Source organism: Paenibacillus sp. Y951, from assembly GCF_056786395.1.
This window is the reverse complement of the sequence record NZ_JBXCIY010000003.1, coordinates 330,134-351,782: the sequence shown is the minus strand read 5'-3', so window position 1 is coordinate 351,782 and position 21,649 is coordinate 330,134. Positions and strand designations below refer to the sequence as shown.

Annotated in this window: 19 protein-coding genes; 2 read left to right on the top strand and 17 right to left on the bottom strand. The window is 42.1% G+C overall.

All coding sequences use genetic code 11. The features are described 5' to 3' along the window. Positions 1–2: 2 nt before the first annotated feature. From rlmN to AC1TPB_RS06575, 13 genes are all read right to left on the bottom strand, one after another. On the bottom strand, positions 3–1,049 hold the full coding sequence (gene rlmN, locus AC1TPB_RS06635) for a dual-specificity RNA methyltransferase RlmN (RefSeq protein ID WP_482061159.1): 1,047 nt from the start codon (positions 1,047–1,049) through the stop codon (positions 3–5). Positions 1,050–1,196: 147 nt separating this feature from the next. Further along, positions 1,197–2,669: a 16S rRNA (cytosine(967)-C(5))-methyltransferase RsmB gene (gene rsmB, locus AC1TPB_RS06630; RefSeq protein WP_482075767.1), complete on the bottom strand. Its 1,473-nt coding sequence runs from the start codon at positions 2,667–2,669 to the stop codon at positions 1,197–1,199. 3 nt (positions 2,670–2,672) lie between these two features. Then, on the bottom strand, positions 2,673–3,617 hold the full coding sequence (fmt, locus tag AC1TPB_RS06625; RefSeq protein WP_482075766.1) for a methionyl-tRNA formyltransferase: 945 nt from the start codon (positions 3,615–3,617) through the stop codon (positions 2,673–2,675). A gap of 1 nt (position 3,618) precedes the next feature. Next, complete coding sequence (gene def / locus AC1TPB_RS06620) at positions 3,619–4,107, bottom strand: peptide deformylase (protein ID WP_482075765.1); 489 nt, start codon at positions 4,105–4,107, stop codon at positions 3,619–3,621. A gap of 66 nt (positions 4,108–4,173) precedes the next feature. Continuing rightward, a complete protein-coding gene (priA, locus tag AC1TPB_RS06615) occupies positions 4,174–6,657 on the bottom strand; it encodes a primosomal protein N' (RefSeq protein ID WP_482075764.1) in 2,484 nt (827 codons plus the stop codon). Then, a complete protein-coding gene (gene coaBC, locus AC1TPB_RS06610) occupies positions 6,647–7,867 on the bottom strand; it encodes a bifunctional phosphopantothenoylcysteine decarboxylase/phosphopantothenate--cysteine ligase CoaBC (RefSeq protein WP_482075763.1) in 1,221 nt (406 codons plus the stop codon). Before coaBC ends, priA begins: the two co-directional genes overlap by 11 nt. Positions 7,868–8,088: 221 nt before the next feature. Then, positions 8,089–8,613 carry a YfiT family bacillithiol transferase gene (locus AC1TPB_RS06605; RefSeq protein WP_482075762.1) on the bottom strand — a complete coding sequence of 175 codons (525 nt, stop codon included), beginning with the start codon at positions 8,611–8,613 and terminating at the stop codon, positions 8,089–8,091. A gap of 207 nt (positions 8,614–8,820) precedes the next feature. Next, positions 8,821–9,078 (bottom strand): DNA-directed RNA polymerase subunit omega, encoded by a 258-nt coding sequence (gene rpoZ / locus AC1TPB_RS06600; RefSeq protein WP_482061166.1) that lies wholly within the window; start codon positions 9,076–9,078, stop codon positions 8,821–8,823. Positions 9,079–9,094: 16 nt separating this feature from the next. Beyond that, positions 9,095–9,706: a guanylate kinase gene (gmk, locus tag AC1TPB_RS06595; protein WP_482061167.1), complete on the bottom strand. Its 612-nt coding sequence runs from the start codon at positions 9,704–9,706 to the stop codon at positions 9,095–9,097. Between the two features lie 19 nt (positions 9,707–9,725). Next, positions 9,726–9,986: an extracellular matrix/biofilm regulator RemA gene (gene remA, locus AC1TPB_RS06590; RefSeq protein WP_005548256.1), complete on the bottom strand. Its 261-nt coding sequence runs from the start codon at positions 9,984–9,986 to the stop codon at positions 9,726–9,728. A 257-nt stretch (positions 9,987–10,243) separates the two neighbouring features. After that, entirely contained in the window at positions 10,244–12,103 is a 1,860-nt protein-coding gene (locus AC1TPB_RS06585; RefSeq protein ID WP_482075761.1) for a bifunctional homocysteine S-methyltransferase/methylenetetrahydrofolate reductase, read from the bottom strand. Positions 12,104–12,127: 24 nt separating this feature from the next. After that, positions 12,128–12,961: a diaminopimelate epimerase gene (gene dapF, locus AC1TPB_RS06580; protein ID WP_482075760.1), complete on the bottom strand. Its 834-nt coding sequence runs from the start codon at positions 12,959–12,961 to the stop codon at positions 12,128–12,130. Positions 12,962–13,068: 107 nt separating this feature from the next. Beyond that, complete coding sequence (locus tag AC1TPB_RS06575; protein WP_482075759.1) at positions 13,069–15,828, bottom strand: calcium-translocating P-type ATPase, SERCA-type; 2,760 nt, start codon at positions 15,826–15,828, stop codon at positions 13,069–13,071. A 154-nt stretch (positions 15,829–15,982) separates the two neighbouring features. Here AC1TPB_RS06575 and AC1TPB_RS06570 point away from each other — a divergent pair, with 154 nt between their 5' ends. Together AC1TPB_RS06570 and AC1TPB_RS06565 are read left to right on the top strand one after the other, a co-directional pair. Continuing rightward, positions 15,983–17,794 carry an Rqc2 family fibronectin-binding protein gene (locus tag AC1TPB_RS06570; protein ID WP_482075758.1) on the top strand — a complete coding sequence of 604 codons (1,812 nt, stop codon included), beginning with the start codon at positions 15,983–15,985 and terminating at the stop codon, positions 17,792–17,794. Positions 17,795–17,940: 146 nt separating this feature from the next. Next, positions 17,941–18,066, top strand: a complete 126-nt coding sequence (locus AC1TPB_RS06565; protein ID WP_482075757.1) for a hypothetical protein — start codon at positions 17,941–17,943, stop codon at positions 18,064–18,066. A gap of 6 nt (positions 18,067–18,072) precedes the next feature. Here AC1TPB_RS06565 and AC1TPB_RS06560 read toward each other — a convergent pair whose 3' ends face one another. From AC1TPB_RS06560 to AC1TPB_RS06545, 4 genes are all read right to left on the bottom strand, one after another. Further along, positions 18,073–18,927 carry a PHP domain-containing protein gene (locus AC1TPB_RS06560; RefSeq protein ID WP_482075756.1) on the bottom strand — a complete coding sequence of 285 codons (855 nt, stop codon included), beginning with the start codon at positions 18,925–18,927 and terminating at the stop codon, positions 18,073–18,075. Beyond that, positions 18,918–19,829 (bottom strand): selenium metabolism-associated LysR family transcriptional regulator, encoded by a 912-nt coding sequence (locus AC1TPB_RS06555; RefSeq protein WP_482075755.1) that lies wholly within the window; start codon positions 19,827–19,829, stop codon positions 18,918–18,920. The genes AC1TPB_RS06560 and AC1TPB_RS06555 overlap by 10 nt, the downstream gene beginning before the upstream one ends. Positions 19,830–20,526: 697 nt before the next feature. Continuing rightward, on the bottom strand, positions 20,527–20,790 hold the full coding sequence (locus AC1TPB_RS06550; protein ID WP_482061175.1) for a YlbG family protein: 264 nt from the start codon (positions 20,788–20,790) through the stop codon (positions 20,527–20,529). A gap of 275 nt (positions 20,791–21,065) precedes the next feature. Then, positions 21,066–21,551, bottom strand: a complete 486-nt coding sequence (locus AC1TPB_RS06545; RefSeq protein WP_482061176.1) for a YlbF/YmcA family competence regulator — start codon at positions 21,549–21,551, stop codon at positions 21,066–21,068. Positions 21,552–21,649: the final 98 nt, after the last annotated feature.

Here is a 21,649-nt window from a genome sequence, read left to right as displayed (position 1 = left end):
AATCACCTCGTCGTAGATTCCATATGTTTGGCTCTTAATTGACCGCAAGCTGCTGCAATATCATGACCTTGCTCTCTACGTATCGTAACATTGATGTTATTCTTTTCTAATACTCTTGCAAATTCAAAAATATCATCACGTGGTGTACGCACATAATCTCGCTCGGGTACGTGGTTAACTGGAATTAAGTTAACATGACATAACATATCTTTGATTACACTAGCTAGTTCTTCTGCATGTTCCACTTGATCGTTCACTCCGCCGATAAGCGCATATTCAAAAGAAATACGACGGCCTGTTTTTGCTTGGTAATAACGAATCGATTCAATAACATCATCAAATGGGAAGCGACGGTTAACTGGCATCAGCTTAGAACGTAGCTTATCATTCGGAGCATGAATGGACAGCGCCAAATTAATTTGCGTGTTTTCATCAGCGAATTTGTAAATACTTGGCACAATTCCACTTGTGGAAACGGTAATATGACGTTGACCAATATTCAGGCCTTTCTCATGAATCATATTACGTAAAAACGTCATAGTTGCATCATAGTTTTCAAATGGTTCACCAGAACCCATAATAACAATGCTGGATACGCGTTCTCCCGTAGCATCAAGCATCATTTGTGCGGTAACCACTTGAGCAACAATTTCTCCAGCTGTTAAGTTACGCTTTAACCCGCCCAGTGTAGATGCGCAGAAGGTACAGCCAATCCGACAACCTACTTGCGTCGTTACACATACGCTATTACCATAGCTATGGCGCATAATAACTGTTTCAATCCCATGATTATCTTGTAGTCCAAACAAAAACTTGACAGTGCCGTCGCGGGATTCGAATTTCGTAATTTCTGTCAACGTTAGGAATTCGAATTTATCCGTTAAAGCTTGACGAAGACTTTTCGATAAATTCGTCATTTGTTCAAAGCTTGTTACACGTTTCACATAAATCCAGTCAAATACTTGATCAGCACGGAAAACGGGCTCGCCAATCTCTTTCAGCCACTCTTGCAACTCATCATGTCTATAGTCATAAATAAATGGTTTCATCTCATCACACCTGTATAGTTTATAGGTACTTCACTTTCGCTAAGCGAAAGTAAAGCATGTTTCAATATATTTTAGCATAAACGCCGCTTTGGAGCTATCTGTCAATGTTATGTCACCTTAGCACCCATTATAACAAACTAATTTTGCTTATTGGTGACGAACGAGACGAGCAATGAAAAACCCATCGCTATTGGCATATTGCGGTAGTAACTGTAATTGTCCATCGAATGAATCGTCGATAATATGTTGCGCTCGTAGAGATTCTAATAGTGGCTCTGGCCAATGCGCGTCTAGCTTATACTGCGGATGTTTAGCAAGAAACTGAGCAATCTGCAGTTCGTTCTCTTCCTTGGCGATTGTACATGTGCTATATACCAATGTACCGCCTAGCTTCACCAGATCACTCATAGCATCAAGCAGTTTACTTTGAATGGCTGCTATCGCTGTGACATCACTATTCTCTTTCGTCCACTTAATCTCAGGTTTACGGGGAATAACGCCAAACCCACTGCATGGAGCATCAAGTAGGATCGCATCAAAGCTTTGTTTCTGCAGTCGATCAGCAAGCAAGGTCGCATCTCCGCTCATCGTCTCAATATGTGATAGCCCAAGTCGCTTCGCTTGCTCTTCAATTAATTGGCGCTTATGCTCATGCAAATCGTTAGAAATAAGTTTTCCTTTACCTTGCATCAATTCCCCGATGTGCATACTTTTCCCGCCTGGTGCGGCGCAGGCATCCAGAACGACCATCCCTGGCTTAGGCTGTAACACTTCCGCTACGAGCATAGAGCTTTCATCTTGTAGAGACCACTGACCACTAGCAAAGCCTGCTAAGCCAGCAAGATGACCACCACGATGTACATTAATGCCCGCTGGTGCAAGTGGAGACATCGTTGCATTCAGACCCTCTGATTCAAGTGCTTGCAATACTTCAGCTACCGATGCTTTCATCGTGTTGACTCGAATCGAGCTATGCGGCACTTCGTTGCTGCTACTTAAAATTTGCTCGGTTGTCTCAAAGCCATACTCATCTAGCCAACGCTTTACTAGCCACTCAGGGAATGAATAGCGAACCGACAGCATCTCTACTTTACTTGGCAAATGGATCCCACTAATGACAAGTTCCTCTTGGCCACGAATGGCGCTACGTAATACACCATTAACCATACTAGAAATTCCTTGATGACCTTTACGCTTGGCAATATTAACCGCTTCGTTCACAACAGCATGCGGCGGAATACGATCCAGCCATACCAGCTGATACATACTAAGTCTTAACAATTGATGCACCCAAGGTTGCAGCTTATGCAAGCCTTTAGCAACAAACTTCGTTAACCAATAGTCGATCGTTAGCTTGCGACTAATCGTACCGTAGACGATTTCCGTTGCAAGCGCAGCATCTTGCCGAGATAGTTGTTGTTCTTGTAACGTCTTATTCAATTGCAAATTACTATAAGCTCCCGCTTCCTCTACTTTAACTAGCACCTCTAAAGCGATTAGACGCGCTGACTTCGGTTTTGGTTGCGCAGATTGTCCCTGACTTGTTCCTGGAGCTCCATTACTAGACTTAGCTTTGTTAGTAGATGGAGCTTGTCTATTTGTTGAAGGTTTCTTATTCATAGTCTACTCCTGTACGGCTGAAACGAGTTCAACACCAATAATTGCTCTAGCACCTTGCAGCCAATCTGCGACATCCATCATTCGCTTGCCTGCAGGCTGAACTTGTGTAAGTAATAATTGCCCATCGCCAGTTTGCACCGCAATGCCTTCAGCACTAGCAGCAATAATCGTGCCAGCTGCTGCATCTGCATGTGAAGATAGTGGCTTACATGTCCAAATTTTGAAAGGCTCATTATTCAAATAAGTGAATGCACCAGCCATCGGTGACAAGCCACGCACTTGATTGAAAATCGCTCTCGCAGACTGCGTCCAATCGATACGTTCATCTTCTCGTGTCAAATTAGAAGCATAAGTAGCTTCATCCTCATTTTGCGCCACGGCAGGAAGCTCACCCGCAAGCAGCGGCGGTAATGTTTCTATGAGCAATTGCGCACCAGCAACACTAAGTTTGTCAAACATCGTACCTGAAGTATCTTCGTCGGTTATAGGAAGCGCAACACGGCTAAGCATATCGCCAGTATCAAGACCTACTGCCATATACATAATCGTAACGCCCGTCTCAGCTTCACCGTTAATGATCGAGCGCTGGATTGGAGCACCTCCACGATAACGTGGAAGTAAAGAGCCATGCACATTAATGCAACCATGCTTTGGCAAATCAAGCACAGCTTTAGGTAGAATTTGACCATAAGCTGCTGTAATAATAAGATCTGGCTTATAGCTTGCTACTTCAGCTACGGCCTCTTCATTACGCATACGTTCAGGTTGAATGACCGGCAGTCCAAGCTCTAGCGCAGCTTCTTTCAATGGTGGTGCTGTTAGTACTTTCTTGCGACCTTTCGGGCGATCTGGCTGCGATACGACTGCGACTACGTTATAGCCTGCTTCCATCAATGCACGTAGAGAAGGGACAGCGAAAGTCGGTGTCCCCATGAAAACGATACGCATATTATTTTTCGCCACCTTTTCTTACCTGATCAGAAACATCATACGTATTCAGTGCAATATCTGTGAACAATACACCATTCAAATGATCAACTTCATGTTGAAAAGCACGCGAAAAATACCCTGTCGCTTCAACGGTAAATGTCTCACCATCACTATTTTGACCTTGAACAACAATATGGTCAGCACGAAGTACTTCACCATTAATATTAGGAATACTTAAACAGCCTTCTGGACCTAGCTGTTCACCATCACGTTCAATAATGACAGGATTAACCATTTCAATCAGACCATTCTCATCACCAACATCTACAACAATAACACGTTTCGATATTCCTATTTGCGGCGCTGCAAGTCCTACTCCATCCGCATCGTACATCGTTTCAGCCATATCTTTCAATATTTTTTTTAAATTAGCATTGAATTTCGTTACTTCCTTCGCAACTTCACGCAACACTGAATCTGGTTCTTTAACAATTAGACGAATACTCATACTATGACCTCACTTTATCTTCTAAATATTAATTTTACAGTTTACTATCTGCTTTTTGAATACCTCTTATAGAATTACTTGCGGATCGACATCCACACTGAACAACACCTTATTTTTTGAGTTTCCTACAAGAAATGGACTAATTGCTCGCTGCACAAGACTTCCCGCATCAATACTACCACGATATTTTATCACACATTGATATCTGTAGCGATCCTTGATTCTCGCAAGTGGTGACGCAACAGGTCCTAATATTTCAAGCGCACGCATCATTCGGCTCCGTAATGGGACAAGCACACCTTCATATTCCGCTAACTCTCGTAGTTCGGTCACAAACCGCTGACTTACATCCGAAAGCAATGGAAGCTGTTCATGTGACATTGTAATCAGTATTAATCTACAATATGGCGGATATGCCATTATAGCACGCAATGACAGTTCTTCCTCAATAAATTGTTCATAATTATGATATTGCGCTGCAGTAATCGCATAATGATCGGGGTTATACGTCTGAATAACGACTTCTCCGCTTAGATGATGGCGACCTGCTCTACCTGCAACTTGCGTTAATAATTGAAACGTTCGCTCTCCTGCACGAAAATCTGGTAAATTCAACGTCGTATCAGCGGCGATGACACCAACCAAAGTCACGTAAGGGAAATCTAGACCTTTCGCAACCATTTGCGTTCCTAACAGCACATCTGCTTGACGATCGCCAAATGCTTTCAATAACTTTTCATGTGAATTCTTTTCAGTTGTTGTATCTACATCCATCCGAATGACACGGATACCTGGAAATAGCTTCGCGAGCTCTTCCTCCACCTTTTGCGTGCCCGTGCCGAAAAAGCGAATATGCTCTGATTCGCATGAGGGACATTGCTTAGGTGATGCTTCGGTATGTCCGCAATAATGACAACGAAGTGATCTTGTTTTCTGATGATAGGTTAATGAAATATCACAATGCGGACATGTTGCCGTGTGACCACAGGATCTACACATAACGAAAGTAGAATAACCTCTTCGGTTAAGCAGCAACACCGTTTGCTCTTGTCTTTCTAGTCGCTCTTTCAACGCATCATAAAGTGATCCACTGAACATCGAGCGATTCCCCCGTTGCAGCTCCTCACGCATATCAACAATTTCAACTTTAGGCATCTCTTGTCCTGAGACCCGTTCTGGCAAACGAAGAATTGGAGCTTCGCCGCCATCGGCAGGGATTCGACTTGCAGCAACATACGTTTCTATAGATGGCGTAGCTGAGCCTAGTACAACAACTGCACCATGTTGTCTTGCCCGCTTCACCGCTACATCCCTTGCGTGATACTTCGGGGTGTCTTCTTGCTTATAGGAGGACTCATGCTCTTCATCAATAATGATAAGTCCAATCGATTGAAATGGAGCAAAAATAGCGGATCGTGCCCCTACGACAACTTGCGCCTGCTCATTACGAATTTTCCGCCATTCGTCAAAACGCTCTCCTTCAGATAAACGACTATGCATCACAGCAACAGCCTCACCAAAGCGAGATTTGAAACGCTCAACCATTTGCGGCGTAAGTGCAATTTCAGGAACAAGTACAATCGCTTGCTTCCCAATTTGAAGACACTGTGCAATACTTTGCAAATATACCTCTGTCTTACCACTACCTGTAACGCCGTACAAAAGCATTGTTTGTCCTGTTTCAGCAATCATGCTCGTAACGATACGTTCATAGACGCTATGCTGCGAGGAAGTCAATGGTAATGCTGAGCTAGCTGCAAACTGACGATCCTTATAAGGATCGCGTCCTTGCTCTCTTTCTTCCAAAAGCAATAACCCTTTATCTACTAAGCCGTGAACAACACTCGAACTAGTATGTAATGCCGCCACTAACTGTTGCATCGGAATCGGTTCAGGATGTTCGATCATGTAAGTAAGAACCTCATACTGCTTGCGCGCTTTTTTCATAAGTACAGGTAGCTGCTCATTAGCGATATCAAGCTGATCCGGTAACAATACTGTTAATATTTTTTTGATCCCAATGCGATCCTTCACGGATGCCCGCACAGACAATATATTTTGCTGCAATGCTGCTTTAATATGTTTATGAGCATCGGGATAAGCGGATAGTAATTTATCGAAGGTAACTACTCCACCTTCCGCAGCAATGTATTGCAACCACGGCTTATCTGAGTGCTCTGCCTGATCAAAGAATTCAGATAAACCGATATATTTTTCTTCTTTACCTTTTAACGCTGATGGAAGCATCACTTGTAGAGATGCAATTCTAGAACAACAATATTTATGACTAAGCCATTCCGAAAGGTCGATAAGATCGGGCAATAATGGCGGAACAGGATCAAGCAATTGAGACACACTTTTCAGCTTACTTCGATCATAATCTGTGTCCGTCGAAAGTGAGATTACAAACCCTTGAAGTACACGACTACCAAAAGGAACGCCAACTCGACTACCAACCTCAATCCATGACTGCATGTCAAATGGCACTTCATAATCAAAAGGCCGATCCGTCTGTCGGCTCGGCACATCTACAATAATATTAGCGATCATGACTATCATCCTTAATCTGTTGTAATCGGGCTGCTACAATATTCATAAGTCTTTCCGCAGCTTGAGTTTTGCTCAATAACGGAAGTCGCTCCACAATTCCTTGCTTATTATAGATTGTAATAATATTAGTATCACCGTTAAATCCTGCTCCCTCAGCGGAAACATCATTGGCGACGATAAAATCACAGTGCTTACGTTCTAATTTATCCAATGCATATTTTTCGACATGCTCAGTTTCAGCAGCAAAGCCTACTAAAATTTGAGATTTCTTCTGCTCACCTAGCGTTTGCAATATATCCGTCGTACGCTCTAGTTCAAGATGTAGCACATCTCCACTCTTCTTAATCTTCTGTACATTACGTTGTACGGGACGATAATCTGCTACAGCTGCCGATTTGATGACGATATTAGATTGCTCATAGCGAGCTAACACTTCCTCTAGCATTTGCGCTGCTGATTCGACTCGAACTAATCGAATACCGGGAGGCGGTGCCGCACTCGTTCTACCTGCTACAATCGTAACATCTGCACCTAATGCTCTAGCTGCTTCAGCAACAGCAAATCCCATTTTCCCAGAAGAATCATTCGTCAAATACCGAACTGGATCAAGTCGTTCGATTGTACCTCCCGCCGTAACGAGTACGGATTGACCTTGTAGTAGCTGTGGCTTACTAAACCATCGACTTAAAGCGTCTACAACTTCCTCTGGCTCTGCTAGACGCCCCTTCGCTACATAGCCACAGGCAAGCTGACCAGTACCTGGATCAATAAACATTGCCCCACGCTCTGCAAGCAACTTCATATTGTGAACGACAGCAGGATGCTCATACATATGAACATTCATTGCAGGAGCGATCACAATCGGACAAGTTGCTGCAAGTAGCGTCGTACTTAGCATATCATCTGCGATACCATTGGCTAATTTACCAATAATGTTCGCTGTTGCCGGTGCGATAACGATAAGATCCGCATGATCTGCCAGATTAATATGGTTAACCACCTGCGGATTATTTTCGTCAAATGTATCAATATGGACTTCATTTTTGGAAAGTGTCTGTAATGTTAATGGCGTAATGAACTTTGTAGCAGACGTTGTCATAATAACATGCACATTAGCACCAGCTCCTACAAGCTTGCTACAAATGGTAGCCCCTTTGTAGGCTGCAATGCCTCCACTAATTCCGAGCACTATAGTCTTGCCTCGTAACACTATGCCAACTCCTTCGATAATGTAGTTCAAAAAGCGGACTTTGATAACGATGGGTATGCTGACGTAGCTTAGTCGACATCGAATATGAAGCGAATTTGGAAAGTACGGTTCGCATGTACCAATTACGTACATTTGCGCTTCCGCCTTTCGAAAATTAGCTCCATCTTCTCGGTTCTGAAAGCCCTCTTTTTGAACCTTTATTTAAATTAAAAATGTTTTAATTACCAATCATTACGTTGTTTCAATGCTTGAATATGAGCTAAATGATGATACGAATGCCATCTTGAATAACTCAAAAAAAACTTCAATGATATTTGCACACCTTTTTCCGGATGATAAAACTGCCGTTCAAATTCAGCCATACTCATTGATTTTAGTAAAACGAGTAAACGCGCATACGTACCATCAATAATACTTAAGCTTGGCTGGATGGGCATGGAACGAGTATCAGGTAATAGTACCCATTTTTCTTCCAAGAAAGGTTTGATCGTTGGATTGTTTTCCGTTAAAGCAAGCTTGAACCGAGTAAGTACATTTATTGAGAAATCTGCAACATGATGCACAGCCTGCCTTACCGTCCAACCACTAGTGCGATATGGGGTATCTAGTTGTTCCTGAGAAAAACCTTCAACTGTCGCTCTTAGTAATGCTGGATACTGCTGGATTTGTTCAATCCATTCTTGTTTTTGCATAGCTGTCATGCCTTCAAACACAAATCTTCCGATTGGATAAGTAACTTTTTCCATCTCAATCCCTCCTAGAAAATAGGTTGATGTCATCGCTTTCGCATAGAAATAATAAGCATATTCCGTCGTACACTACCTATCTTATCATATTTCCATATAGGTGTAGTAATTCAACATTAAACTTATTTTAACCTTCTTTTGTGCAAATAAAAATAAAAAAGATGTACGCATTACTTATGCGCACATCTTCTCACCTAAAGCAATAGACTATCCACGTTCTTCGCGGCGCTCGTCTTTGCGTTCGTCTTTTTGTTCATCCTTCTCTTTACCAGGAATATGCTCAACTTTAATCATATCAGCATAAATTTCCTCTAGCGCAAAGCCAACTGCTTTGTGAGAGCGTGCACCAATTAGTTCAGACTTCTCACCATTTCGTAGCATTCTTGCACGTTTGGAGGCAGCAACTACTAAAGTGTATTTGCTATCAACTTTTTTAACTAGTTCGTCAATAGACGGATATAACATTGGACATTCTCCTCACTCATGCTTTCTCTGTTGCAGCACCCATCGCTAAAATATGGGCAGGAAGACGTTCTCGTCTACAGTTTTCCGAAAGAATGATGCTGCGGATTTTATCGCAAGCAATGTCAATCTCATCATTCATTACCGCATAATCATACTGACTAAGAAGACTTAACTCTTCTACTGCAACATTCATTCTAGTATTAATCGTATCAAGTGTTTCCGTTCCACGACCGGTAATTCTTGATTTCAACTCAGCTAATGATGGTGGAAGCAAAAATACCATAACTGCTTCAGGAAACTTTTCCTTCACCTTCATCGCACCTTGAACTTCGATTTCCAAAATGACATTTTTCCCATTAGCTAATGTCTCATCAACGAAGTCACGCGGCGTTCCGTAGAAATTACCTACGTATTCTGCATGCTCAAGCATAGCATCTTGGTCAATCATTTGCAAAAATTGTTCTCTCGTTCTAAAGAAATAATTCACACCATCAATTTCGCCTGGTCGCGGTTGTCTAGTCGTAGCTGATACTGAGTATACTAGCTCAGGCATACGTGAACGTAACGCCGTACATACAGTTCCTTTGCCTACTCCTGCAGGACCTGACAAAACAATTAACAATCCCATTTGTTTCAAACTCCTCGTACTATTCGTCGTTATCGTCATCCTTAGTGGACAAGCGGTGCGCAACAGTTTCTGGCTGCACAGCAGATAAAATAACGTGATCGCTATCCGTAATAATTACGGCACGCGTACGACGTCCGTATGTCGCATCAATTAGCATATGTCGATCACGCGCTTCTTGAATAATGCGTTTAATCGGAGCCGATTCAGGACTCACGATCGAAATAATACGATTCGCCGAAACAATATTTCCGAAACCGATATTAATAAGCTTTATTGCCAAGCTAGATCCTCCTCCACATGCATCTTTCAACTAGATCAGATACAATTGCATCACGCAGTTCATAATCAATAGATGTATAGAAAAAGATTCCTCATTCTAGTGTTGACGAAAAAATAAAGGTACATACTATACAGAGCTATCATAACATAAGCTTCATTTTAATTGATTTTTCTATTATGAACAAGCTTTTCGTCTATAATTGCATTAATAATGAATAATTTGCACAAAGATCGGTTGATTTTTGTAGGCCAAACTGATTACGATGTTTTATTTTTCACGTACTCCGTCAACTGCACCGCCATATTATAATGTAAAAATGGTGTCATCAAATAAATCCCCTTGAAATGCAAAACAGCACAATCTAATAGTTCCTTGGCAATTTTCACACCTTCTGCCCTGCCCTCTTCCCCTTCAAGCCCTGCCATACGAGCTCGCACTTCATCGGAAAGCTTAATTCCCGGTACTTCATTATGAAGATATTCAGCATTACGACCGTTCGCTAACGGCATAATACCAAGGAAGATCGGTACTGACAAATGCTTCGTCGACTCAGCAATTCGTTCAATTAAGCCAGTATCATAGACCGGCTGCGTCATAATATAATCGGCACCCGCTGCGATCTTCTTCTCCAAACGTTGTACCGCTTTATCTAAATGCTTCACGTTAGGATTGAAAGCAGCACCAACGATAAAATTAGCCTTTTGCTTGAGTGGCTTTCCTGAAAACGCAATACCGTCATTAAGCTGCTTTGTCATCCGTATTAATTCAAATGAAGTCATATCAAAAACGGAGCTAGAATCCGGCAAATCACCAAAACGAGCAGGATCTCCAGTTACCGCAAGTACATGATCAATCCCTAATGCATCTAAGCCCATTAGATGTGATTGCGTACCGATAAGATTACGATCACGACATGCAATATGAATGAGCGGAGTAATTCCGATCTGTTCTTGAACTAATGCAGCTAGCGCAAGATTACTCATCCGAGTAACAGCAAGTGAGTTATCTGCCATCGTAATAGCATCAACTTGGATATCGTTCAACGCTGCGGCACCATCCATAAATTTCGAAATATCAAGATCACGAGGTGGATCAAGCTCAACGATTACAGTATGACGCTCTTTCACTTTATCGAGAATCGTCTGTTCATTACGACGAGCAGTTCCCCACTTAAACCTTGATACAGCATCGGAGGAAGCTGCCTGGCTTGATTTATTCGCCTTGACATTCCGCGCTTCAACTGGGACTGGTTCATAACCTGTAAGAGCTTCTGCCATTGCTTTCACATGTTTTGGCGTAGTCCCACAGCAGCCACCAATAATATGAGCACCACGATCAGCAAACTTTGTAGCCATAGACGCGAAATACTCCGGTCCAGCTGTATATTCGTATTTCCCATCAATAAAACTTGCTGCACCTGCATTTGGATATACGGAATAAGGTAGATCCGTTTTATTATCAATACCATCTAATAATTTAAGTATGCCGTTCGGTCCTGTTCTACAATTGAAACCAATGACATCTGCACCTTCTTGTTTCAACTGCGCAAAAGCATCTTCCAATGTATAACCATCAACCGTTCTGCCAGAATCCTCTGCAGCAAATTGACAAATAATCGGAATATTGCTTTCTTCTCTTGCGATACGTACAGCAAGCTTCATTTCCTCTAGATCATAAAAAGTTTCAAATAGTAGTCCGTCCACATTTTCTGATAGCAGTGCATGAATTTGCTCATGAAGAGCGTTAGTCAACGTTAATGTTCTAACATTTCCTCGTTTTCCATCACGAATAGAACCAACGGTACCTACTACGAAAGCTTTATCTCCCGCAGCTTGTCTAGCGAGGCGAACAGCTGCACGATTAATCTCATCTACTTGATCCTCGATGCCATAACGTGCGAATTTCACACTGTTTGCTTGATATGTATTCGTCTGAATCACTTGTGCACCCGCATCAACATATTGCTGGTGTACAGAAAGAACAACCTCTGGCTTCAGCACATTGTATTGTTCATATGGAACGCCAATAGGGAACCCCATTTTGTATAAAAAGGTTCCCATCGCTCCATCGCCGACTAAAATCCGCTGTTTCAGCGCATCCCTGAAATTCAAATCCATTTCTGCAACGCCACCTATATCACTCTACTCGAACGTACCGCTGAACACTTCCTGGGCAAGTCCTGTCATATATACATGATTATCGCTTGAATTCCATTCAATGTAAAGGTCTCCACCCTTCAATGAAACGGTTGCCTCACGATCGGTGACACCACATAGAGCAGATGCTACGACTGTAGCACAAGCACCTGTACCACACGCTAGTGTTGGTCCGGCACCACGTTCCCACACTCGCATTTCAATATGTGAACGATTATAAACCGTTATAAATTCAACATTAATTTTTTTTGGAAACAGCTCATGTGTTTCAATAATTGCTCCAATTGTCGAATAATCTAGTGTAGCAGCATCCTCAACTGGGATGACACAATGTGGATTCCCCATAGAAACCGCGGTAAATGTGAACTGTTGTCCATTCACTTCAATCGGATGTTCGACGATGTGATCTTTATCAATAATAGTAGGAATCATTAGACCGTGTAAGATCGGAGCTCCCATATCTACACGTACTTTTTCAACGATACCATCATGAATCATTAACTGCACATTTTGTACACCTGCGCCCAAAGTCTCAATTGTGAGTTCCTTAGTTTGTATTAGCCGCTTGTCATACACGTATTTGGATACGCAACGAATCGCATTGCCACATTGCTCTGCCTCTGTTCCGTCCGAATTTATAATCCGCATGCGGAAATCCGCTTTATCTGAAGGTAATATATATACAAGACCATCCGCCCCTATACCGAAGAAACGGTTACATACTTGTAGAGCTAATTCTGAGGCATTAGCAGGCAATTCCTGCTCCCCATATACGATGACGAAATCATTTCCTAATCCTTGCATCTTTGTAAATTCCATAATTCTCTCTCCCCGCCATCGTGTTATTCTATGTTGTCATTAAGCATAACGAATGGCGAGCGAGATGAGAATTAATGATCTGTTCTATTATTTGCACAATTATTCAATTAAGCAGCCTTGGCAGCCGAGTTCCATTTATTACTTTTCTTCTTAGATTTGTTACTGCTGAGTACACTTCCAATTCCAAAAAACACCGATGGAACGGCAGCGGCCACAACGACAAGACTCCATTCACGCAAACCGATAGCTACTGTATTGAAGATTGGCTGCAATGGTGTAATATACATAACACCAAGCATTAATACTAATGATGAGAATACTGCTAACAATAAATATTTATTTTGCAGTATATTACGGTGAAAAATCGAGCGCGAGCTTCGGCAATCAAAGACGTGAATAAGCTGGGCAATTACAAGTGTAGCAAAAGCTACCGTTTGTGCTTTAACAAGATCCCCCTCTTGCAATGTGATCCAAAATGCTGCAAGTGTACAGACGCCGATTAAAATACCGCGGCTAATAATTTTCCAGCCCAGACGACGTGAAAATATACTTTCCTTCGCTTTACGTGGACGATGCTTCATCAGATCATTTTCCGCTTGGTCTACGCCAAGCGCCATCGCCGGCAATCCATCCGTCACGAGATTAACCCATAGGATTTGAATCGGCACTAAAGGTAACGGTAAGCCTGCCATCATTGCTAAAAACATAACGAGTATTTCACCAACATTGGATGCTAGTAAATAACGAATGAATTTTCGAATATTTTCATAAATGCCACGGCCTTCTTCAATTGCAGCAACGATTGTTGAGAAATTATCGTCGCTTAAAATAAGCGATGATGCTTCCTTCGTAACATCTGTCCCATTAATACCCATTGCAATACCGATATCTGCAGCTTTAATTGCTGGTGCATCGTTTACCCCATCGCCGGTCATCGCTACGACATGCCCTTTACGCTGCAACGCTCGTACAATTCGCAGCTTATGCTCAGGCGATACCCTAGCATACACGTAAATATTTTCAACACGCTTGTCAAGCTCATCATCGGTCAACAATTGAAGCTGTCTACCCGACATCGATTCTCCGCCTCGCGGAATAATTCCCAATGAGCCGGCAATTGCTTCAGCAGTGAGCTGATGATCGCCTGTAATCATTACAGTCTTAATACCAGCTGCGCGACATGTTGCAATCGCATCCTTCACCTCAGCACGTGGCGGATCAATCATCCCCGTTAATCCGACGAAAATAAGTTCACGTTCTGCATCCTCATCTCGTTCACATCTATCGTAGCTCGATAATTCTCGATAAGCCATCGCCAGTACGCGAAGTGCTGATTGTGCCATTTGTTCAGAAGCAGATGCGCACTTCTGACGCAAGGCGGGCGTCAAGCTAATCACTTTTCCTTGCCACAAAATATGCGAGCATTGTTCTAGTAATACATCCGGTGCACCTTTCGTAGCAACAATTCTGCCGCCTTGATGCGAAAGTATAACAGACATGAGCTTTCGCTCAGAATCAAATGGAAATTCCTTTATTCTCGTATATAATGTTTCGAGCATTTTGGCAGGCGATCCCAATTTCGTAGATAGAACAGATAGTGCACCTTCTGTAGGATCACCGTTAAGTACCCACTCTTCTTGTTCTACTTGATTTTTTCCCCTTCGATCGATATTTTCATTTTGAACGAGCTTAGCATTATTACATAACGCACTAATTTGCAGCAATCGTTTAATTGAATTATCATGACGGGTATCGATTTCTCGCCCATTTTCAAATAGCCCGCCATTGGGAACATGACCATGACCTGTTACCGAGAGTGCGCGATCACTTAACCATATATTTGTGACGGTCATTTTATTTTGTGTCAGCGTGCCTGTTTTATCAGAGCAAATAACAGAAGCACAGCCGAGTGTCTCTACAGATGGTAATTTACGAACGATCGCTTTACGCTTAATCATCCGTTGTACACCAAGCGCTAGTGCTACAGTTACAATAGCGGGTAGTCCTTCTGGAATAGCTGCAACCGCTAAGCTTACCCCTGCGAGGAACATACCGTAAGTTGGCTGACCATGCATAATCCCAGCAACGACAACCATCACAGTCAGTGCAATCGCTACTGCAATTAATATTTTCCCTAACTGCTCCAATCGATGCTGCAATGGCGTTTGCATTTCTTCTGTCGATTGAATTAAATTCGCTATTTTCCCCATTTCAGTCGCCATCCCGGTACGAATAACGATACCGATCGCAGTGCCGCGAGTAATTAATGTGCCCATAAAGCCAATATTGCGTTGATCACCTAATGGAAGATCAGCTTCATGTAGCGAACTTTCATGCTTGGAAACTGGAATCGACTCACCGGTCAGTGCAGATTCTTCTACATAACAGTTGTTGGCCTCGAGAAAACGAATATCTGCTGGAATGCGATCTCCACTTTCTATGAGCACAATATCGCCAACAACAACTTCTTTCGCCGCTATCGATATTTGCTTGCCATCACGCAATACTTTCGCCATTGGCGCAGACATTTCTTTCAATGCTAATAAAGAACGCTCTGCACGATACTCTTGAACAAAACCGAGCACAGCATTAATAACAATAATCGCCAGAATTGTTATCGCGTCCAAATATTCGCCAAGAAGGCCTGATATTAACGTCGCTCCCATCAGTACGAGCACCATAAAATCTTTGAATTGGTTCAAGAACAGATGAATTGGCGATACTTTTTCGGCTTCTGTTAGTTCGTTCCACCCATGTTGTGACAATCGCTCAGTGACAGTATCCTGATTTAAGCCGCGTGTTTCCGAGCTTTCTAATGTTTCAGTAAGCTCTTCACGATTTAATTGATGCCATAGAATTTGACTCATTCTCTGCTTCCCTCCTGTATTTGTCCATTTTGCTAGACAACCTTTCTAACGTAAATGTATTCGGACAACATATAAAATATCCCTAAAGCACTTAAGTTTTCACAAAAGTTATGGCATGATAGAGATATGAAATAGTAAAGTGAGGTTTACAGCTATGGCTTTGGATGGATTAGTAACAAAATCAATTGTCGATGAGCTACAAGCTTGTGTCGGCGCAAGAATCTTGAAAATACATCAACCTACGAGCCATGAACTTGTATTCAGCGTGCGTGGTAACGGTATACAAGGCAAGCTGTTGCTATCAGCTAACCCAACTTACCCTCGTGTACATTGGACAACAGCGCAATATAGTAACCCTCTAGAGGCGCCTATGTTCTGTATGCTTATGCGCAAATATTGTGAAGGTGGCGTGATCGAAGCCGTTACACAGATTACTCGTGAGCGGGTTATTCATCTTGATGTTCGCCATCGGGATGAGATAGGTGATACTTCTTTCAAACGGATCATTATTGAGATTATGGGGCGACATAGTAATATCATTCTCGTTGATCCAAATACAGGAATTATTCATGATGGTATTCATCATGTTACACCAATGCTGAGTAGTTATCGTATCGTGATGCCAGGCTGTGCCTATACGTCACCTCCAGAGCAACATAAAATTGATCCACTTACTGTGAGCAACTACTCCGAGTTCGCAGACATTATAGTGTCACATAATGAGGATATAACGACAGAGAGCTGCCTAACGAGTAAGCATCTCGTTAATAGCTTCAGTGGATTAAGTCCATTGCTCGCTAACGAACTCATTTATCGTGGCTTAACAGGTGAATATGAGCAGTGGCTACCCGCTGAACAGCGTCCCATGCTGCTTGGAGGTTCACTGGAAATTGAAGATTGGCAGTCATTATGGCAAAGCTTCAACCAATTACAGCAGCAAGTGCAAAACAAGCAGTATCAACCGCTCATTATTAGGAACGAGCAAACAAGTAAGCTCGCCTTCTCGATCACTGCACTTACACATATCGCTGGCGAACATGCTGTATATAACACGATAAGTGAATGTCTTGAAGCTTTTTATGGTGATAAAGCAGAACGCGATACCGTTAAGCAGCGTGCTAGTGATCTCATTCGCTTTATACAGAACGAAAAAGCGAAAAACATTACGAAATTATCGAAGCTTGAATCCACATTAACGGAGGCAAAGGATGCTGATCGCTTCCGTATTATCGGAGAGCTGTTAACGACCTATATGCATCAGATTAAGCGCGGCGATACTTTCATCGAAGTAGCCAATTATTACGATGAAGCTCAAGCCATCGTTAAAATCGAGCTAGACCCTCAACAAACGCCATCGGAAAATGCTCAGCGGTACTTCAAACGCTATAGCAAACAAAAAAATAGCCAAATCGTCGTCCTCGAGCAATTGGAGCTTGCGCAATTAGAAGTTGAATATTTCAACAATATTTTGCAGCAACTTGAAATTGCCATGGTCGGCGATATTGAAGAAATTCGCGAAGAACTTGTTGCTGGCGGTTATTTACGTGAGCGTGTTCGTAGAGGTCCTAAGAAGAAAAAAAATGCGAAACCAAAACTACTTTGCTATACTTCCTCAGATGGTATTGAAATCTTTGTCGGCAAGAACAATTTGCAAAATGAGTATGTTACGAACAAGCTAGCCAACTCCAATGATACATGGCTTCATACGAAAGATATCCCTGGTTCGCATGTCGTCATTCGCAGTACCGAATTTGGAGATGCAACATTGGAAGAAGCCGCTATGCTATCTGCACATTATTCACAAGCAAAAACTTCTAGTCTTGTACCAGTGGACTACACGCTCATTCGACATGTCAAAAAACCGAATGGCTCAAAGCCTGGTTTCGTCATCTATGATCACCAGAAAACAATATTTATTACTCCTGATGAAGCAAGATTAAAGGCATTACCACAAGTTGTTAAATAATGAACTGAACATAAAAACAGGCATGTATAAACTCACCTTCGTGAGAATGTACATGCCTGTTATGTGACGAAGTCCGCTTTTCGAACTTCCTATTCCAATAAAGGTTCAAAAAGCGGGCTTTCAGAACCGAGCAGGTGAAACGCTACTTGAGAAAGGCGGAAGCGCAAGTGTACATCATTACGTACACGCGAACCGTACTTTCCAAGTTCGTTTCAGATGCGACGTCGAATACGCTACAACGCGTTACATCGTTATCAAAGTCCGCTTTTTGAACTTCCTTACAGACGAGAGCGATGCAGGGAATAGATCTCATTATAGACATCCATCGAAGCACATACACTACCTAGATGGCCATGAATTTGCGTACCCTGTTCATCGATTCCATGAAAATCTGATCCTGCTGTCGCAAGCAAGCTATATTGCTTAGCTAAAGATTCGTAGTATTGTACTTGCTCTGGCGTATGATCAGAATGGTTCACTTCCACTCCATCAACTCCAGCTTGTAGCAATTGTTCCACTAGCAGATCATTATGATAGATCCCCGGATGAGCTAGGACAGACACGCCCCCTGCGTCCTTTATCCATTGATAGGCATCCGACGGATGAATACGTAATGGTTGTACAAATGCTTTTCCATGTTCCCCGAGATAGAGATCGAATGCCTCTTGCTTACTATTCACATAGCCTTTGTTAATAAGAATTTGCGCAAAATGTGGTCTGCCAATCGAACCGTGTGAATCACCCGCTATCTCAATGACTTCTTGCCATGTTATCACTATCCCAAGTTCATTCAACTTTGCAATTAACATCTCATTACGGCTTTCCCGCGTTGCACCTAACTGGATAAGTCGCTTCTGCCAAAGCTCATCGTCATTATTCGTAAAATAGCCTAGCACATGAATGTCTTGACCGTCAGCGACAGTGCTAATTTCTATTCCAGGCAGTAGCTTAATCCGATGATGCAAAGCAGCAAGCTGTGCTTCCTGAACACCCGCTGTCGTGTCATGATCGGTTATCGCTACACCAGCGAGCCCTAATTGCGCAGCCATTGCCACCATTTCTGTAGGCGAATACATTCCGTCTGATGCTGTCGTATGAACATGCATATCTATAGAAGCTTGTCTTATAGCCATTGACTAAGATCCCTCTCTCTTAAAAACTTCAAAAATGTGACAGCAGAAATAGGCAATAAAGATGATTTCAAATAGACAGAATAAAACTTACGCTTAAACGTTACTTGCTCAATCGGTAATGTTTTGATAAGTCCTAGCGCAACTTCATGCTTCACAGAGGAAATAGATAAGAAAGAAATGCCTAATCCCGCTTCAACAGCTGACTTAATTGCGCCTGTGCTGCCTAGCTCCATCACAATTTTCAATTGCCGAGGATCAAAGCCATTAGCAATCAGTTTGTCTTCCATCACTTGTCTTGTACCAGACCCTTGTTCACGCAATACAAATGGATATTGCAGCACATCTTCAAGTTTCAACTTTTCTAAATGTGTCAGTGGGTGCTCACTTGGTACAACAAGCACCAATTCATCTTCCATTACCGCTTCGATATGCATATCAGGATGCTCAATTGGCGCCTCGATAATTGCGAAATTAAGCTGATGATTCTCAATTTCTTCAATAAGATGAGTCGTATTCATTACCTTCATACTAATCCCAACGTCTGGAAATTCCTTACCGAAAGGTCCTAACCAGCGTGGAAGAATAGATTCACCAATCGTTAAGCTTGCACCTAGCAGCAAGCGACCTTTCAGCTGTTCCGTAAAGCTAGACATAACCATATCTGTATCTCTAATCAGATCAATACTCTTCTTCGCAAATGGTAGCAGCACTTTACCCGCTTCAGTCAACTCAATCTTCTTCGTAGAACGCATAAATAATTTGGTACCAAGATATTCTTCTAGCGATTGAATTTGCATCGTTACCGCAGGCTGAGTCATATATAAAGTTTGAGCTGCAGCAGAGAAGCTAGCTCGCTCAGCAACAGTATGGAAAATATGTAATTGGTGAAAATTCAAAGCCATGTTGTTCCCATCCCTTCTATTGATGCCATTATACAACAACTTCCAAAATAATATAATAGATCGCTCCAAGAACTAATCGCTGTTACGACCGCTGTCGCTTCTCCACTAGCGATTAGTTCTTTCCGCTTGGGCGTAAAAGGGCGGTTTAGTTCTCTTAGCTGGAACATGAGGATGAGAACAAATAGTGTCTACGGAGCAGTAATCCGAGCAAACTGCCTATGTAGACCGTAAAATCTATTGTCTATTCGCTCTGTAACACCATTTTTGGCGCTACAGTATCATACACCATGCAAATCTCACTCTGTAACACCATTTTTGGCTCTACAGTATCATATACCATGCAAATCTCGCTCTGTAACACCATTTTTGGCGCTACAGTATCATATACCATGCAAATCTCACTCTGTAACACCATTTTTGGCGCTACAGTATCATATACCATGCAAATCTCACTCTGTAACACCATTTTTGGCGCTACAAATGTTCATTTTCTTATTAAGTCAGGTTCCCATTCTATCTCTCCTCGTTACATGCCATGTACAGCATGTCAGACCGAAAAAGGCGGAACCTTCGGTTCCACCAAAAACTTATACTTCTAATATATTGAAAATAACTAGTGAACTCCTTTTGTAACAAAAAAGCATCTCTAGCGTACATTAAATGTACACTTGAGATGCTTTTTTAACTTGCGCACATACTAAACGCTGTATGCTCGTGTTTTGTCTTCTACATCTTTGCTATATTCTGTTGGAATCTCATTACGATAGGATCGTTCAATTTTTTTAACATAAGCAAGACGCTGAAGTTGCTTATGCTGCTCTTCCGCTTTGTCTGCGTTCATATATAATACAACATAATGTAGCTTACGAGACATATAATGAACAGTACCAAAACGCTCCAACCCTCTTGCCGACTTCAAATCGCTAACCCATATAATAAAACCTGTACGCTCTGGTAACATCGGTTATTATTCCTCCTACAACTTTTCATTGCCTTCTCGATCTACTACTAGAGCAAATGAAAAGCACATCGAAAGCATCTACTTATCTAATTACAAATGAAAGTTCAAAAAGCAGGCTTTCAGAACCGAGAAGATGGAGTTAATTTTAGGAAGGAGGAAACGTAAATGTACGTTATTGGTACATGCGTACCGGACTTCCCAAATTAGCTTCATATTCGATGCGACTAAGCTACAACGCAAAACATCGTTATCAAAGTCTGTCCTTTGAATTACATCTAGCCGCAACCACCGCTCCCGCAGCCACAAGATCCACCACTTCCGCAGCCACCGCCTGAGCCTTTTTCATTGCTTGGTACTTTTATCGTTTCCGAAACAGCTCTTGCAATTGTCAAAGCTACTTCATGCAATAATTCATCCAACTGCTGTTCTTGCTCTTTGAATTGTCTTACACAAGTAATAGCTTGCAACCTTTGTTCGACATCCTTCATTTTATCTTTTGCTTCATGATAGTTAGGATGAAATCTTCCAAAACGTTGACATTCTTCAAAAAGTTCTTTAGCTTTGTCGAACTCACGTTGTATTTCTTTCACTTCTGTATTGTTAGCTACTTCAGATTGCCAATATAAATAATCAGCTACTGGAGCGGAATCAATAATCGTGTCACCAAGCTCATATGCTTTCAGAAGTAACGACGCCATATCTAACGTTGCTGCTCCTGGTTCAGTCGCAACTGCTTGTTCTTGACTATACACCGGCATCATACCACCTTTTCACATCGCTATTAGAGGTTGTTCAAAAAGTAGACTTTTTGAACTTGAACATAACTATAACTATAGATTATCATAATCAGCAATGTACG